This is a genomic window from Micromonospora sp. NPDC007271 (genome assembly GCF_040634005.1).
Taxonomy (GTDB): Bacteria; Actinomycetota; Actinomycetes; order Mycobacteriales; family Micromonosporaceae; genus Micromonospora.
The window spans coordinates 22,227-37,578 of record NZ_JBEYER010000051.1 but is presented as its reverse complement, the minus strand read 5'-3'; the positions used below and the strand labels follow the sequence as shown (position 1 = coordinate 37,578).

Below are 15,352 nucleotides of genomic sequence, written 5' to 3'. Positions count from 1 at the left end.
GATCGGACAGTAGACGGAGCAGGTCCCTTGCGCGCCTTTTACGCCGATATAGGACTGGGGGGCGGTTTCCGCCCTTATGGTGGGGTCCGCAGTTCTGCTCCTCCGGCAAGCGCCACGGGCGCGGACAGGGAGATCATGCGCTCCTCCACGGTGGACCTGGTCGCGGGCACCGCCCGAGCGGCTGCCGCACGACGTACGGCGGCCTGGCTGGCCGGCGGGTTGTGCGCCGCCGCCGCGCTGGCCGGCGGCTGGTTGGCGCCCCCCGACGCGGCGCAGGGGCAGGCGCAACGGCTCATGTACCTGCACGTCCCCGCCGCGTGGGTGGCGTACGTCGCGTTCGCCGTCGTACTGGCCGCCGGCGGCGCGTACCTCATCGGGGGTGACCTGCGCTGGGACCGGTTCGCCCGGGCCGCCGCGGAGGTCGGCGTGGTGCTCACCGCCGTGGCCATCGGCACCGGCTCGCTCTGGGGACACCTGGTCTGGGGCACCTGGTGGGCGTGGGACCCCCGACTCGTCAGCACCGCCCTGCTGCTGGTCGCGTACGCCGGTTACCTGGCCCTGCGCCGCACCGTGAGCGAGCGGACCGGGGCGCGCGACGGCGGTGACCACCGGGTGGCGCGCCCGGCGGCGGTGGTGGGCGTGGCCGGGTTCCTGCTCGTCCCGGTGGTGCACTTCTCGGTGGTCTGGTGGCGCTCGCTGCACCAGCAGGCGACCGTGCTCGCCCCGCAGCGCCCGCCGATCGACGCGCGGATGGGCACGGCGCTGCTGCTCGCCGTCGCCGCGGCCACGCTCGTCGCGTTCTGCGTCGTGCTGCACCGGGTGGTCCGGCTGGAGCGGCGGCTGGCCGCCGACGCCGCCCCCGAGCGTTCCCCGGCCCGGGTCGGATGATCCGTCGCCGGGCGGGCCGGGCCGCCCTCGTCGCCGTGCTGCTCGCCGCCGGTGGGCTGCTGGTCACCGGCGCGCTGCGGGACACCCTGACCTACTACCGCACCCCCGCCGAGGTGCTCGACCAGCCGGCCGCCACTGGCGGCGGGCGGATCCGCCTCGGCGGCGACGTGGTGCCCGGGTCGCTGCGCCACGACGGCGACCTGGTGGTGTTCCGCCTCGCCGCGGACGGCCACGAGATCACCGTGCGGCAGCGCGGCGTGCCGCCGGATACGTTCCGCGAGGGCGAGGGCGCGGTCGTCGAGGGCACCCTGGGGGCGGACGGGGTGTTCCACTCCGACCACGTGGTGGTCCGGCACGGCAACGAATACCGCCCGTCCACCGGCCCGGCGGGACCGGTCGATGCTCGGTGAACTCGGCACCGCCACCCTCGCCGCCGGCCTGGCCTGCGCCACCCTGACCGCCCTGGCCTGGCTGCGGGTGGCGCTGTTCGGCGCACCCGCCCGGCCGGCCCGCCTCGGCGCCGCGGCGACCCTGGTGGCGGCCGTCGCCGCCTGCGCCCTCCTGGAGACGGCCCTGCTCCGGCACGACTTCAGCGTCCGGTTCGTGGCCGAGAACGGCGGGCGCCAGGTGCCGCTGTACTACGCGGTGACCAGCCTCTGGTCCGCGCTGGACGGCTCCCTGCTGCTCTGGCTGCTGGTCCTCGCCGGCTACGCGGCGCTGCTGGCCGGGCAGCGGTACCCGGCCCGGCTGCACGCGTACGCGATGGTGGTGGTCAGCGCGGTGACCATGTTCTTCTTCGCGCTCTCCCGGTTCGCCGCGAACCCGTTCCGGCCGGTCGACCCGGTGCCCGCCGACGGCCCCGGCCCGAACCCGCTGCTGCAGCAGCATCCCGCGATGGGGGTGCACCCGCCCCTGCTCTACGCCGGCTACCTCGGCCTGGTCGTGCCGTTCGCCCTCGCGCTCGCCGCCCCGCTGGCCGGGCCGGAGGGCCGCCGCTGGCTCCGGCTGGCCCGTCCGTGGGCGCTGGCGGCCTGGGCGACGCTGACCGCCGGCATCGGGCTGGGCGCCTGGTGGTCGTACGCGGTGCTGGGCTGGGGCGGCTACTGGGCGTGGGACCCGGTGGAGAACGCCTCCCTGCTGCCGTGGCTGACCGCCACCGCGTTCCTGCACACCGCCCTGGGCCGGGCCGCCGGCCGGGCCGCCTGGAACAGCACGCTGGCCACCGCCAGCTTCATCCTGGTGCTGCTCGGCACCTTCCTCACCCGCTCCGGTGCGGTGACCAGCGTGCACGCCTTCACCGACTCGCCGCTGGGCCCGATGCTGCTCGGCTTCGTCCTGCTGGCCGTCGTGGTGTCGACCGTGGCGACCGGACGGCGTACCGCCCGGCCGGCCCGCCGGGGCGCCCCAATGCTGTCCCGGCCGACGGCCGTGCTGGTCAACGGCGTGCTGTTGGTGACGATCGCGGCGGTGGTGCTGGTCGGCACGGTCCTCCCGCTGGTCTCCGAGCCGCTGGGCGGGGTGCGTGCCGCCGTCGGGCCCGCCTACTACCAGCGCACCGCGGTGCCGCTGGCGGTCGTGGTGCTGCTGCTCGCCGGGGTGACGCCGGCGCTGCGCGACCGGGCGCGGGGACTGCGCCGACTCGCCGTGCCCGGCGGCGTCGCGCTGGCCACGGTGGCGCTGGTGGGCCTGCTCAGCCGGCCCGGGCTGCCCGCGCTCACCGCGTTCGGCGCCGCGGCGTTCGTGCTCGCCGGCCTGGCCGGGCAGCTGGTCGACCGGCTGCGGGCCCGCGGGCGGGTGGTCGGCCTGGCCGGGCTCGTCGCGCACGCCGGGATCGCCCTGGTCGCGGTGGGCGTCGCCGGGTCCTCCGCGTACGGCCGGGACACCGAGGGGACGATCCGCACCGGGGAGACGTTGCGGGTGGCCGGGGCGAGCGTACGGCTGGACGGCGTGGACCGGTCCGCCGGCGACGGTGGCATGGCGGTTCGCGCCCGGCTCCGGCTCACCGAGGCGGACGGCACGCGGCGGACGGTCACCCCGGCGCTGCGCTACCACCCCGCGCGGGACGCGACGGTGACGGTGCCGGCGATCGACACCGGACCGCTGCGGGACACGTACGTCACCCTGATCGCGGTCGCCGCCGACAGCGGCAGCGCGACCGTACGGCTCGCGGTGAACCCGCTCGTCGGGCTGCTCTGGGCCGGCGGGGCGCTCACCACCGCCGGTGGGCTCGTCGCCGCGGTCGGCGCCGCCCGCCGTCGACGGCGGCCACCGGAGTCGGCCGGTGACCGCCGACCCGCGCCGACGGCCGGCGGTGGTCAGCGCCCCGCTTCCGTGGCGGCCGGCGGCCCTCCGCACTCCCCGGCGGCCGGCGACCCTCCACCGCCCGTGCCGGCCGGCCCGGGAGTCGCCGGATGAGCCGCCGGCTGCTGCGCCTACCGGCCGGGCTGCGCCCCGGGCCGGCGGTGGTGCTCGCGGTCACCGTCGCCGTCGGCACGCTGGTCGCCCTCGGCCTGCGCGCCCCGGCCACGCCGACGAACGCGGACGCCGGTACGTCGGCGCCGGCACCCGCACCCCAACTGTCCGGCCCCACCCTCGACGGTGGGCGGTTCGACCTGGCCACCGCCCGGGGGCACGTGGTGCTGGTCAACGTCTTCGCCTCCTGGTGCGGCCCCTGCCGCGACGAGCTGCCGCTGCTGGTCGAGGCCGAGCGCCGGTGGTCGCCGCACGGGCTCCGCCTGGTCGGGCTGAACGTCCGGGACGGCACCGAGGCGGTCCGGGCGCTGCTCGACGAGACCCGCGCGACCGGGCTGACCGTGCTGCCCGACCCGGACGGCACCCGGTCGGTGGAGTGGGGCGTGCGGGGCGTACCGGAGACCTTCGTGGTGGACCGGGACGGCCGGATCGTCGAGCGGCAGCGGGGCGTGGTGACCCCGGCGTGGCTGGAGCAGCGGGTGGCCCCGCTGCTGTCCGGATGAGGTGGCGGGCGGCGCTGGCCGTGCTCGTGCTCACCGCGTTGGCCGCCGGCGCCGGCGTGGGGATGCTGCGCTCGGCCGGGGGCACCGGCCGGGAGGACCGGGTCCGCGAGGTCGCCGCCGGCCTGCGCTGCCCGGCCTGCCAGGGCGAGTCGGTGGCCGACTCGCAGTCCCCGATCGCCGCCGCGATGCGGCAGGTGGTGGCCGACCAGCTCGCCCAGGGGCGGGACCGCGCCGAGATCCGCCGGTGGTTCGTCCAGCGGTATGGGCCGGGGGTGCTGACCGAACCACCCGCCCACGGCGCAACCGCGCTGCTGTGGGCGGTGCCCGCGCTGACCCTCCTGGGCGCCGGTTACGCCGCCGTGCGTACGCTGCGCCCCCGCCGGGCCCCGGCCCGCGCCGCCGCGGCCCGGCCGGCGCCGGGTGGCCACGCCGCCCGCCGGGCGTGGTGGGCGGGCGCGGCCGGGCTGGTGTCCCTCGTGGCCGCGGTCGCGGTCGCCGCCGACCGCCTGGACCGGCCACCGGATCAACCCCCGGCCGACCCGGTCGCGGTCACCGTGCAACTGGCCCACGACCTGGAAACCCAGGACCGGTACGCGGCCGCGGCCCAGCTCTACCGGGAGGCCCTGCGGGACCGGCCGGACGACACGATCCGGCTGCGGCTCGCCTTCGCCCTGCTCCGGGCCGGCGACGCCGGCGCGGCCGAGCAGACCGCGCGGGAGGTCCTCGCCCGGACACCGGACTCGCCGGACGGCCTGCTCGTGCTGGGGCTGGCACAGCGCGGCGCGCGCTCGGCGGAGGCCGCGGGCACGTTGCGACGGTTCCTGGCCGTCGCCCCGGAGCACCCGGCCGCCCCGGAGATCAACCGGCTGCTGTCGACGGGATCCTGAGCCACGGGCCGGGATGGTGCAGGAGCCGCGCCGCCGAGAGCCGCCGGGCGGGCGTCAGTCGCGCCGGCCGGACCGGGCCAGCAGGAACCCGACGACCAGACCCGCCGCGACGGCGACGAGGGCGCGGGGGGTGACCACCGACCGGAGCTTGCCGAGCCCCTGACGAGGGTCGACGAAGGCCCCGGCGATGTCGCCGGCCGTGCCCACCACCAGGTCGCTGAGCCGATCCGTGTTCATCGCCCACCGCCTTCCTCGTCCGTTCGAGGGCGGTACCCACCACAGCAGGGCACAAACGTTCCGGGCCGCTCCCGGCCGCCACCGCCGACCGTCACCGTTTACGGGCCCGTGCGGTGGCCCGGGCGTTGGCCTTCTCGATCGCCCGGACCAGCTCGTCCCGGGCCAGGTCCTGCGGGTTGTCGACACCGACCCGGCGGGCCACCTGGTCGAGGTGCCCCTTGCTGGCGTTGGCGTCCACGCCCTGGGCGGTGGGGCGCGGCTGTCGCAGTGACGCCGGTGCGCCCTGCGCCGCCTGCGGATCGGACGGCCCCCGGCGCTCCTTGGGCTCCCAGTGGTCGCCGACCTTCTCGTGGGTGTGCTTGAGCGACGCGTACGCGGTGCGGTGCGCCCGCTCGCCCTCGCCGTAGGTCTCCTCCGCGGACTCCAGGGTCTTCTTGTACGTGCGGACCGCCTTGTCGTCCGACCGGGCCACGGTCGACGGCACCTCGTCCCGCATCTCCTCGGCCTGCCGGTGCTTGTCCGTCATGACGCGACGCCCTCCTCAACGCGGGCAACGGTGCTCATCGTGGGCGGCGGCTCAGCGCCCGAGCGCGTCCCGCGCGGCGTGGGAGCCGGCCGGCACCACCCGTCCGGCGGTGGCGGAGACGGCGTCGCGGACCTCGTCGGCCAGCCGGGCGGAACTTCCCCCCGCCGCCCGCAGCTGGTCCAGCCCGATCCGGGCCAGCAGCGCCGCGGCCGTCAGATAGCCGGCGGTGAGTCCGGCCGCGGCCAACCGGCGCGGCAGGAACGCCTCCAACATGCGCAGCACGGTCGCCGAGGCCGCTCCCGCGCTCAGCACCAGGCAGCCGCCGGCCGCGGCGAGCATGGCGACGCCGAGCCCGGCCGGCCGGGCGGCGTCCGCCAACTGGCCGCGCACCGCACGTGCCTCCGCCCGGACCACCTCGGCCACGTCCTCGGCCAGGCGATCGACCGGGCTGGCCGCCCGTCCGGGCCCAGCGGACTGATTCGCTACAGCGTCACCCATCGGGGCCTCCACCTCCTCGTACCGTTCCCGCGTGGCTACCCCGCACCGGCCGTGGCATGCGTGCCCATCGAGCCGGCCGGGCCGCCACCGCGGCGAGCAGCACCGCCGACAACCCCAGCACCGCGCCGAGGAGGGCGGGCAGACCGGGCTGGACGCCGCCGGGCAGCACCATCAGGACGAGGACGACGGAGCCGACGGCCACCACTCGGCGCATCACCGCGCCCCGGGCGGCCGCCGCGAGCGGCACGACCGCCCAGAGCAGGTACCACGGGTGCACCACCGGGCCGGCGAGGACCACCACCGCCAGCCCCAGCCCGAGGGCGGCAACCGGCCCGACCCGGGCGGCGCGCCGCCACAGGGCCAGGTTGACCCCGGCGGCGAGGACGAGCCCGACCAGCCAGAAGGCCCGGACGGTGTGCTCGACCGCAAAGCCGTTCAGGTGGTGCAGCAGGGTCCCGGCCGCCCAACCGAGGTCCGTGGTGATCGACATCCAGGTGTGCGCGTGGGTGGGCGTGTCCAGGGCGCGTACCCAGCCGAAACCGCTCCTCGTCGCGGCGGTGACGGCCAGGCTGGTGACGGCGACGACGAGGATGGTCCGCCGGGCCGCGCGCACTCGTCTGCGTCGGCCCGCGAGGTGCCGCGCCCAGATGGGGACGACGAAGGCGATCGCCAGCACCGCCGGCGCTTTGACGAGGGCGGCGAGCGTGATCACCATGATGCCGGACACTGGCCGCCGCCGGAGCGTCAGGAGCAGCCCGACGCACATCAGGCCCAGCATCACCGCCTCGTTGTGGGCGTCGCCGACCAGGTGCAGCAGCACGAGAGGGTTGAGCACGCCCAGCCACAGGGCAGCTGCCGGAGGCACCCCGCACAGGCCGGCCAGCCGGGGCACCGACCAGGCCAGCAGGCCCACGCCCAGCAGCGCCAGTACCCGCATCCCGACGATGCCGGCCCAGACGCCGCGGTCGGTCAGGGCGGTCACGGCCGCGGCGAGTTGGAGGAAGACCGGACCGTACGGCGCCGGGGTGTGCTGCCAGATCTCGGGCACGTTGACGGTGAGGGGGCCGCCCAGGGCGGACGGCCCCACCCGATAGGCATCCAGGCCTGCCATCGTCATCGCGCCCTGCGCGAGGTAGCTGTGCACGTCACCACTGAAGATCGGGGTGACGAGAGCGAACGGCGCGGCCCACCACGCCGCCGTCGTCGCCAACTCCCGGCCGGACGGGCCGTCGGCGGCGCGCACCGACCTGCCGGCGCGCCACCAGGCCAGCAGGAGCATCGCGAGGCCGACGTAGACCACGGACACCGACAGCACCGTCAACGCCCGCAGGTCGTGGAGGAGGGGCAGGTCGATCGCGACCTCGCCGAGCGGCCGCACGCCCGCCAGCAGCCCGCCCACCGCGATCACGGTCGAACCGAGCACGCCGAGCAGCCGGTGCCGGGGTGCCGGCGAACGTGAGGGTGCGGCCGGGCGAGCCGGTGCGGAAGCATCACGCAGGACCATCAGCAACCATTCATCCGTCAGTTCACCTCGGCAGAGGCAGTCCACTACGGCCCTCGACCGCACTTCCGACCAGGAACATCACAGCAAGTTGTTGATTCACTACGCCCTGTCGCTGACCCTAGCGCCTTCTGGGCACCTCGCCGCCCCAAGCCCAGGGTTCGGCCGCCAACGGGTACCCGGTCGCAGGCATTGACATGTGACCTTTTGGTCACCTATCTTGAGAACGTGAGCGACGACGACCTGGTGTTCAAGGCGCTCGCCGATCCGACCCGTCGGGCCCTGCTCGACCGGCTCTTCCGCCGCGACGGCCAGACGCTGACCGAGCTGGAGGCCGGGCTGGCGATGACCCGGTTCGGCGTGATGAAACACCTGCGCCTGCTCGAGGACGCCGGGCTCGTGGTCACCCGCCGGCAGGGCCGGGAGAAGCTGCACTTCCTCAACCCGGTGCCGATCCGGTCGATCCACGACCGGTGGATCGACAAGTACACCGGGCGCCACGCCGCGGCACTGCTGGACCTCAAGTCGGAACTCGAGGGCGACGAGACGAAGGAGAACCCATGACCACCACGACGACCGCCGGGACCACCAAGGTCTACCGGGTGTACATCAAGGCCACCCCGCAGGCGATCTGGGACGCGATCACCAGGCCCGAGTGGACCCGGCGATACGGCTACCAGGGCATCGCCGAGTACGACCTCCGTCCGGGCGGCAGCTACCGGGCCCGCGCGATACCGGAGCACCAGCAGGCCGGCATGCCGGAGATCCCGGTCGAGGGCGAGGTGATCGAGGTCGACCCGCCGGTCCGGCTGGTACAGACCTGGCGGCCGACCTGGCTGGACGAGCCGGCCACCCGCCTGACCTACGAGATCGCGGAGCGGGGCGACGGGGTCAGCTCGCTCACCGTGACCCATGAGCTGGCCGGCGCCCCGCAGACCATGGCGCAGGTGGACGGCCAGGTCGAAGGCGTCGGCGGCGGCTGGCCCGAGGTCCTCAGTGACCTCAAGACGCTGCTGGAGACCGGCCGGCCGCTGCACGGCTGAGCCGCCGCCCCCGCTGCGGCCGGCCCGACAGCCACCCCACGCCTGCCCGGCCGGGCCTGACGGGCCCGGCCGGGCAGGCGCGCTCAGCGCCTCAACGGCTCAGCCGCTGGTAGCGGCGTACCGCGAGGGGTGCGACGAGCGCGATGAGCAGCACCGGCCACCCGACGGCCAACAGCAACGCGTGCTGCGCCGCCCACGACTCACCGCCGATGCCCGGGTTGCCGAACAGCTCCCGCGCCGCCGCCACGGTGGCGGAGAGCGGATTCCACGCGGAGACCGCGCCGAGCCAGTCCGGCATCAGGTCCGGCGCGACGAAGACGTTGGACAGCGCGGTGAGCGGAAAGGCGAGTGGAAACACGATCACGCTGACCGTCTCCGGGTTCGGGACGGCGAGCCCGAGGAGGATGCCCACCCAGGTCAGCGCCAGCCGCAGCAGGAGGATCAGGCCCACCGCCGTCAGCGCGTCGCCCACGCCGTGGCGCCATCGCCAGCCGACGAGCAGGCCGCAGACGACCAGGGTGGCCAGCTCCAGCACCGCGCGGACGACGTCGGCACCCGCCCGCCCGGTGAGCAGGGCGGAGCGGGCCATCGGCATCGACCGGAACCGGTCGATCACGCCGCGATCGGCGTCGGCGGCGACGCCCGACGCGGTGGCACCGAGACCGTAGAGCATCGTCATCACGAAGACCCCGGGCAGCAGGAACTCCCGGTAGTTGCCGTCACCGGGCACCGCCATCCCACTGCCGAACACGTAGCCGAAGACAAGCACGAACATGATCGGCAAGCTGAAGTAGATGACGATCTGCTCGGGCGACCGGACGACGTGCCACATGTTGCGGCCGGTCATCACCCAGCCGTCCCGCACCGCCCAGCGCAGCCGGTCCAGCGGGCCGGCGGACGCCGGCGGCGCCGCGACGTCGGCCGGCGGAAGCCACACCCCGGTCGTCACGCGGCCACCTCCGTCTGGTTGGCGCGGGCGGGTTCGCGCTGGGTGAGCCACAGGAACGCCTCGTCGAGGGTGGGCCGTCGCAGGGTGACGTCCTCGACCGCCACGGCGGCGTCCCGCAGCGCCCGCATGACCTCGGCGAGGGCGGCGACCCGGTCGGCCACGGGGGCGCTGAGCTGCGGGATCTCCGCGTCGATCGTCACCGGCCCGCCCGTGGCCCGCTCGACGACGTCGGCCGCGACCGGCAACTGCGCGGCGTGCCGGAGCACCAGTTCGATCCGGTCGGCGCCGATCCGGGCCTTCAGCTCGGCCGGGCTGCCCTCGGCGATCACCCGGCCGGAGTCCAGCACCGCGATCCGGTCGGCGAGCTGGTCCGCCTCCTCCAGGTACTGGGTGGTGAGCAGCACGGTGGTGCCGTCGGCGACGAGCGACCGGACGGCCGCCCAGAGGCCGTTGCGGCTGCGCGGATCCAGGCCGGTGGTCGGCTCGTCGAGGAACAGCACCCGCGGCGCCGTCATCAGGCTGGCGGCGAGATCGAGCCGGCGACGCATGCCGCCGGAGTATCCCCCGGCGGAGCGGTCCGCCGCGTCGGTCAGCCCGAACTGCTCCAGCAGCTGGTCGGCCCGCCGCCGGGCCACCCTCGCCGGAAGGTGACGGAGCCGGCCGAACAGGACCAGGTTCTGTCGTCCACTGAGGATTTCGTCGACGGCCGCGTACTGCCCGGTCAGGCCGATCGCGTGGCGGACCCGCTCGGACTGCCCCGCCACGTCGTACCCGGCGACCCGGGCCCGTCCGGCGTCGAACCGCAACAGGGTGGCCAGGATCCGCACGGCGGTGGTCTTGCCGGCGCCGTTCGGCCCCAGCAGCCCGCAGACCGTGCCGGCCGGCACGGCCAGGTCGAACCCGTCGAGGGCGAGGTGGCGGCCGTACCGCTTGCGCAGTCCCTCGGCCACGATGGCTGGTGTTTCGTTGGTCATGCCGGCAGCCTCGGCGCGGGCGCTCACCGGTCGCGCACGGGACGCTGACGGCGCGGTCGGGACGCCGTCAGCCGGCGTCCAGCAACGCCGTCGCCTCGGGCCGGCCCATGGCGGCGCCCCGGGCGAAGGCCCGCTCGTACGCGGTGTCGCCGAGCCGGTCCCGGGCCGCGGCCGCGGCCGGCGTAGCGTGCGCGGCGGCCACGGCGTCGGGCAGCAGCACCGTCATGGCACCGAGCAGCACCACGGCCCCCTCGTCGGCACCGCATCGCAGGACCGGGCCGGCCAGACCCTCCAGCGCGGCGGTGAGCAGTGGCGGATCCCAGGCCCCGACGGTCGCGCCGAACACCTGCCGGTAGCGCAGCCGGGCGGTCGCCGCGTCACCCGCCTGCTCGGCCGTGCGCCCGAGGGTGACCAGCGCCGCCAGGCGGACCACCTCGGCACCGAACCAGCCGGCGGGGCACTCGGCCAGGGCCTGCTCGCAGAGCTGCCGGGCCCCGGCCAGGTCGCCGCGCCGCCGGGCGATCTCGCCGAGCCCGAGGTGGGCTGCGGCGAGCAGTTCCGGTGCCCCGGCCGAACGGGCGAAGGCCACGACCCGCCGGTAGTCGGCCTCCGCTCCGGCCAGGTCGTCGACGCCCAGCCGGCCGTCGGCCCGGGTCCGCAGCAGCTCGGCCATGTCGAGCGTGGAGCCGAGTTCGTCGGCCAGCCGCAGCGCCTCGTCCAGCGGACCGGCGGCCGCCGCGGGCTCGCCCGCGCGATTGGCCACCTCGGCCAGCGAGGTGAGCACGAGAATGATCCCCCACCGCTCACCGATGGCGCGGAAACCGTCGAGGGCGTCCGCCAGCACCGCCCGGGCCCGGTCGAACCGGCCGTCGAGCAGCCATATCATCCCGGCGCCGAGGGAGCCCAGCGCGCGGATCCACGGGTCGCTGCCGAGCAGCCTGGCCCAGCCGTCCGGGGCGCGCAGCAGCGCCTGCCGCTCCGACGACGGCGGACCGGTGACCATCCCGGCCAGATAGAGCAGGAACGGGTACTCGGGTGGCCGGCCCAGCTGCCACAGGATCGCCGCGGCCGGTTCGACGTCCCGCCGGGTGGCCCCGCCCAACGACGCGACGAGCAGGCAGAGCGCGTACTCCTCGGCCAGCCCGGGTGGCGGCCCGTCGAGCCGTTCGACGAGCCGGCCGGCGACCACCGCGCCCTCCCCCCGCAGGCCGCGCAGCCACCAGTAGAAGGACAGGGCGGCGACCAGCCGCAGGGCATCGCCGGGGTCATCGGCGGCCACCGCCTGACGCAGCGCCGCGTGCAGGTCGTCGCGGTCGGCGTCGAGCCGTCGCAGCCACTCCAGTTGCCGCGGACCGCGCAGCCGCGCGTCGCCGGTGCGGGCCAGGTCGAGGAAGTACGCCGCGTGGGCGCGGCGGAGCCGCTCGACCTCCCCCGCTTCGGCCAGCTGTTCGGCCGCGAACGCGCGTACCGTCTCCAGCATCCGGAACCGCCCGCCGGCGGCCTCGACCAGGGACTTGTCCACGAGACCGGACAACACGTCGACGACGTCGGCGTCGTGCGGGGCGCAGACCCGCTCGACGGCCGCCAGGTCGGCGCTGCCGGCGAACACGCTGAGCCGGCGCGCCAGCCGCCGCTCGGTCTCGTCCAGCAGGTCCCAGCTCCACCGCACCACCGCACGCAGCGTCTGATGCCGCGGCTCGGCCACCCGGCTGCCCCGGTTGAGCAGCCGGAACCGGTCGTCGAGGCGGGCGGCGACCGCGTCGACCGGCAGCGCCCGCAGTCGCGCCGCGGCCAGTTCGATGGCCAGCGGCAGGCCGTCGAGCGTACGGCAGATCCGCAGGGCCGGCCCGACGGTGTCGGCGTCGACGGAGAAGCCCGGGGCCACGTCGGCGGCGCGGTCGGCGAAGAGCCGGACCGCCGGGTACTCCCGGGCGAGTGCGGGCGGGACGGCGGCGGCGGGCACCGGCAGGCCACTCACCGGGCACAGCGCCTCGCCGGGCACTCCGAGCGGTTCCCGGCTGGTGGCCAGGACGCGCAGCAGCGGCGCGGCACCGAGCAGCCGGGCGGCGAGCCGGGCCGCGTCGGCCACCACGTGCTCGCAGTTGTCCAGCACGAGCAGCAGCCGCCGGCCGGCGAGCGCGGCGACGAGGCGATCGGCGGGCTCCCGCGGGACGACGCGGCCGCCCAGTGCGGTGTCCCGCAGGTCGAGCGCGGCCAGCACCGCCGCGGCCAGGTCCGCCCCCGGGGCCACCGCCGCCAACTCGACCAGGCGGACCTCGCCGCCGTGCCGGGCCGCGGCCTCGAGGGCCAGCCGGGTCTTGCCCGCGCCGCCCGGGCCGTGCAGGGTGACCAGCCGCCCCGAGCCGAGCAGGTCACCGACCCGGTGCAGCTCCGACTCCCGGCCGACGAAGCTGGTGAGCTGGCTCGGCAGGTTGTCCCCGCCCGGTCCGGCGTCGGGCGCGGGCGCGACATGGTCCCGGAGCAGCGTCGTGTGCAGCGCGACCAGCTCGGCGGACGGGTCGGCGCCGAGCTGGTCGGCGAGGAGGCGACGCAGGTCCGCGAAGGCGACCAGTGCCTCCGCCCGCCGGCCGTGCAGGTGCAGCACCCGCATCAGCTGGCCGCGCAGCCGCTCCCGCAGCGGGTACGCGCCGACCAGCTCCCGCAGCTCGGTCAGCAGCGGTTCGGCGGCGGACGGCGCCGGCCCCGCCCCGGCCGCCCGTCCGTCCGTTGCCAGGCCGAGTTCCGCCTCGATCCGGTCCTCGATCGCCGCCAGCCGGCGTTCTCCCAGCCGCGCCACCCAGCTGGAAGCGAACGGCGCCTCCCGCACGTCCGCCAGCGGCTCGCCCCGCCACAGCCGCAGCGCCTCACGCAGCAGCTCGACGGCGCGGGGCCGGTCCCCGGCCGCCAGCGCGGCGTGCCCGGCGCCGGCCAGCCCGGTGAAGCGGTGCAGGTCGACGTCTTCCGGGTCGACGGCGAGCCGGTAGCCCGCCGGATGGAACTCCACCGGCGCGGGCCGCCCGGCCGGGCCGGACAGCGCCTGGCGGAGCCGCGACACCTGCGACTGCAACGCGTTCGCCGCCCGGGCGGGCGGGTCGTCGCCGTACAGGCCGTCGATCAGGCGGTCGGCCGGCACCACCCGCCCCGCGTCGAGCAGCAGCAGCACCAGCAGGGCCCGCAGCCGTGGCCCGCCGACGGCGAACCGCTCGCCGTCGGCGGGGTACACCTCCGTCGCGCCGAGGATGCCGAACCGCATGGCGTCGATTGTCGCCCACGCCGTCCGTACGCCCCGCAGGGCCGTGCGGTGTCCCCGAGGGCACCACGTCGGGGCCGAGCCGACCCCGTCGGCCGCGTCACGGCTCACCGCGCCGGCGGCTGCGGCCGGCGGTCGGTCGGCCGGCGGAGCGCGAGGGGCGTGCCCGGGAAGTCCCGGTCGCCGCTCCACAGCGCCGGCACCGCGTCGGTGCTGCGGGCCAGCGCATAGCCGATGGTCTCGTAGTTGACCCGCCAGCCGCGGAAGTCCGGCCACGACTCCTCGGCGGAGCGTTCCGGGGGGAAGCCGGCTCGCCGCACGTGCGCCACCGCCTCGGTGTACTCCTCGAACGTGAGCCGCAGCGGGCCGTCCGGGCGGGGATCGGGATCGAACGGGATGTGGACGACCCGGGCGATGTCGCGCAGCGCGGTGAAGCCCGAGCGCAGCATCAGTCGTGCGGCGGGCACGGTCGCCGCCGTCGGGGCCAGCGAGATGTGCATCGCGGCCGCGTCCATCACCGCGATCAGGGCGACGACCCAGCTACGGTACGGGCGCGGCGAGCGGAACGACAGCAGCACCGGGTAGTTGGTGTGGGTCTCGCCGATGTCCGCCGCCAGCCGCTCCCAGTTCTCGTACAGCCCCTGCAACTCGTCGACGGTACCGACGAGGGCCTGCCGGGCCAGCAGTTCCGGCCCCCAGGCGGGCTGGGAGACCCGGGCCCCCAGCAGGGTGACCTCCAACTCCCGTCGGTTGTAGGCGCCGTACAGCGTCGGCAGGTACGCGATCTGCAGCGCGATGACCAGCGGTCCGCTCGCGGCGGCGACGAAGTCCAGCGGGTTGAGCCGGCTGCGGACGCTGGACGCGAAGCCGAGGGTGAACAGGCTGGACCCGGCCTCGCGGAAGGAGTCCGCCCAGGACAGTTCGGAGAACGCGTGCATGAGCAGCCCGTACCCGGTCAGCAGCCCGAACAGCCAGGACCACAGCATCGCGACCAACACGATCGGCGCCAGCCAGGCGAGGAACCGGTCGCGGACCTCGTAGCCGCGCAGGGGCGCCGACACCCGCCGCAGCACCCACCGGGTCAGCCGCCACAACGTCCGGACCAGGGCCGAGCCCAGCCCACGCGGCACCACCAGATTGCGCAGGACGCTGCCCACCGTGATCACCAGGACGGCCAGGCCGGCAACTCCCGAGATCCACCGCATCACGCGGCCCCCCGAACGGGCCTCCGCCCGCACGGTCGCTGCGGCCGCGGTCGGCGCGCGGCTGCCCTCACGACCGCCTCCGTGACATTGGGCTCCCTCTCGGACCTGGCTCTGCCGAGGCGATGGGGGCGTCGCCACTGTAGCGCCGGACGGCGGGGGCGGGGGCGGAGATGGCCGGCCCGGCGGCGGCTACCGCCCGAGGTAGCTGGCGGCGGCTGTCACCCCGGGCGTCACTCGGTGACGGCGCGGAGCAACTCGGCCACCCGGGCGTGCGGCAGCCCGCCGGGGTTCGCGGTGGAGAAGGCCAGGAAGAGGTCACCGGAGAAGTGCGATCCGCTGGTGCCGGTCCGGGCCAGCCCCAGCGGCACGCGCCGGGCCAGGGCCGTGCACTGGCCCGGCAGCAGCGGCGCGGCGCCCGG

Annotated in this window: 16 protein-coding genes; 7 read left to right on the top strand and 9 right to left on the bottom strand. The window is 76.1% G+C overall.

Features of this window, described 5'->3' with window-relative positions:
• Nucleotides 1–135: 135 nt before the first annotated feature.
• From ccsA to ABZ570_RS19395, 5 genes are read left to right on the top strand one after another with little or no spacing between them, the layout of a single operon-like run.
• Nucleotides 136–888, top strand: coding sequence for a cytochrome c biogenesis protein CcsA (ccsA, locus tag ABZ570_RS19415; protein WP_358065086.1), 753 nt, complete (start codon nt 136–138; stop codon nt 886–888).
• Complete coding sequence (locus ABZ570_RS19410; protein WP_358065083.1) at nt 885–1,298, top strand: cytochrome c maturation protein CcmE; 414 nt, start codon at nt 885–887, stop codon at nt 1,296–1,298. Before ccsA ends, ABZ570_RS19410 begins: the two co-directional genes overlap by 4 nt.
• Entirely contained in the window at nt 1,288–3,303 is a 2,016-nt protein-coding gene (locus ABZ570_RS19405) for a cytochrome c-type biogenesis CcmF C-terminal domain-containing protein (protein WP_358065080.1), read from the top strand. Before ABZ570_RS19410 ends, ABZ570_RS19405 begins: the two co-directional genes overlap by 11 nt.
• Entirely contained in the window at nt 3,300–3,863 is a 564-nt protein-coding gene (locus ABZ570_RS19400) for a TlpA disulfide reductase family protein (protein ID WP_358065077.1), read from the top strand. The genes ABZ570_RS19405 and ABZ570_RS19400 overlap by 4 nt, the downstream gene beginning before the upstream one ends.
• Nucleotides 3,860–4,750, top strand: a complete 891-nt coding sequence (locus tag ABZ570_RS19395; RefSeq protein WP_358065074.1) for a cytochrome c-type biogenesis protein CcmH — start codon at nt 3,860–3,862, stop codon at nt 4,748–4,750. The genes ABZ570_RS19400 and ABZ570_RS19395 overlap by 4 nt, the downstream gene beginning before the upstream one ends.
• Nucleotides 4,751–4,804: 54 nt before the next feature.
• Here the strand turns inward: ABZ570_RS19395 and ABZ570_RS19390 are convergent, their stop codons facing one another.
• The 4 genes from ABZ570_RS19390 to mptB form a co-directional block, all read right to left on the bottom strand.
• Entirely contained in the window at nt 4,805–4,987 is a 183-nt protein-coding gene (locus ABZ570_RS19390; protein WP_358065071.1) for a hypothetical protein, read from the bottom strand.
• Nucleotides 4,988–5,078: 91 nt separating this feature from the next.
• Nucleotides 5,079–5,513 (bottom strand): ChaB family protein, encoded by a 435-nt coding sequence (locus tag ABZ570_RS19385; protein ID WP_358065068.1) that lies wholly within the window; start codon nt 5,511–5,513, stop codon nt 5,079–5,081.
• Nucleotides 5,514–5,564: 51 nt separating this feature from the next.
• A complete protein-coding gene (locus ABZ570_RS19380) occupies nt 5,565–6,011 on the bottom strand; it encodes a phage holin family protein (RefSeq protein WP_358065065.1) in 447 nt (148 codons plus the stop codon).
• Nucleotides 6,004–7,434, bottom strand: a complete 1,431-nt coding sequence (mptB, locus tag ABZ570_RS19375; protein ID WP_358065062.1) for a polyprenol phosphomannose-dependent alpha 1,6 mannosyltransferase MptB — start codon at nt 7,432–7,434, stop codon at nt 6,004–6,006. Before mptB ends, ABZ570_RS19380 begins: the two co-directional genes overlap by 8 nt.
• A gap of 306 nt (nt 7,435–7,740) precedes the next feature.
• Between mptB and ABZ570_RS19370 the strand changes: the two genes are divergently transcribed.
• Together ABZ570_RS19370 and ABZ570_RS19365 are read left to right on the top strand one after the other, a co-directional pair.
• On the top strand, nt 7,741–8,076 hold the full coding sequence (locus ABZ570_RS19370) for a metalloregulator ArsR/SmtB family transcription factor (protein ID WP_358065059.1): 336 nt from the start codon (nt 7,741–7,743) through the stop codon (nt 8,074–8,076).
• Nucleotides 8,073–8,555 (top strand): SRPBCC family protein, encoded by a 483-nt coding sequence (locus ABZ570_RS19365; RefSeq protein WP_358065056.1) that lies wholly within the window; start codon nt 8,073–8,075, stop codon nt 8,553–8,555. The genes ABZ570_RS19370 and ABZ570_RS19365 overlap by 4 nt, the downstream gene beginning before the upstream one ends.
• A gap of 91 nt (nt 8,556–8,646) precedes the next feature.
• Here ABZ570_RS19365 and ABZ570_RS19360 read toward each other — a convergent pair whose 3' ends face one another.
• The 5 genes from ABZ570_RS19360 to ABZ570_RS19340 all read right to left on the bottom strand — a co-directional run bounded on the left by ABZ570_RS19360 (nt 8,647) and on the right by ABZ570_RS19340 (nt 15,334).
• Nucleotides 8,647–9,504, bottom strand: coding sequence for an ABC transporter permease (locus ABZ570_RS19360; RefSeq protein ID WP_358065053.1), 858 nt, complete (start codon nt 9,502–9,504; stop codon nt 8,647–8,649).
• Nucleotides 9,501–10,478: an ATP-binding cassette domain-containing protein gene (locus ABZ570_RS19355; RefSeq protein ID WP_358065050.1), complete on the bottom strand. Its 978-nt coding sequence runs from the start codon at nt 10,476–10,478 to the stop codon at nt 9,501–9,503. Before ABZ570_RS19355 ends, ABZ570_RS19360 begins: the two co-directional genes overlap by 4 nt.
• Before the next feature lie 67 nt (nt 10,479–10,545).
• A complete protein-coding gene (locus ABZ570_RS19350; protein WP_358065047.1) occupies nt 10,546–13,731 on the bottom strand; it encodes a BTAD domain-containing putative transcriptional regulator in 3,186 nt (1,061 codons plus the stop codon).
• 104 nt (nt 13,732–13,835) lie between these two features.
• Nucleotides 13,836–14,933, bottom strand: a complete 1,098-nt coding sequence (locus tag ABZ570_RS19345; protein ID WP_358065044.1) for a hypothetical protein — start codon at nt 14,931–14,933, stop codon at nt 13,836–13,838.
• A 230-nt stretch (nt 14,934–15,163) separates the two neighbouring features.
• Complete coding sequence (locus ABZ570_RS19340) at nt 15,164–15,334, bottom strand: P1 family peptidase (RefSeq protein ID WP_358065134.1); 171 nt, start codon at nt 15,332–15,334, stop codon at nt 15,164–15,166.
• Nucleotides 15,335–15,352 lie beyond the last annotated feature (18 nt).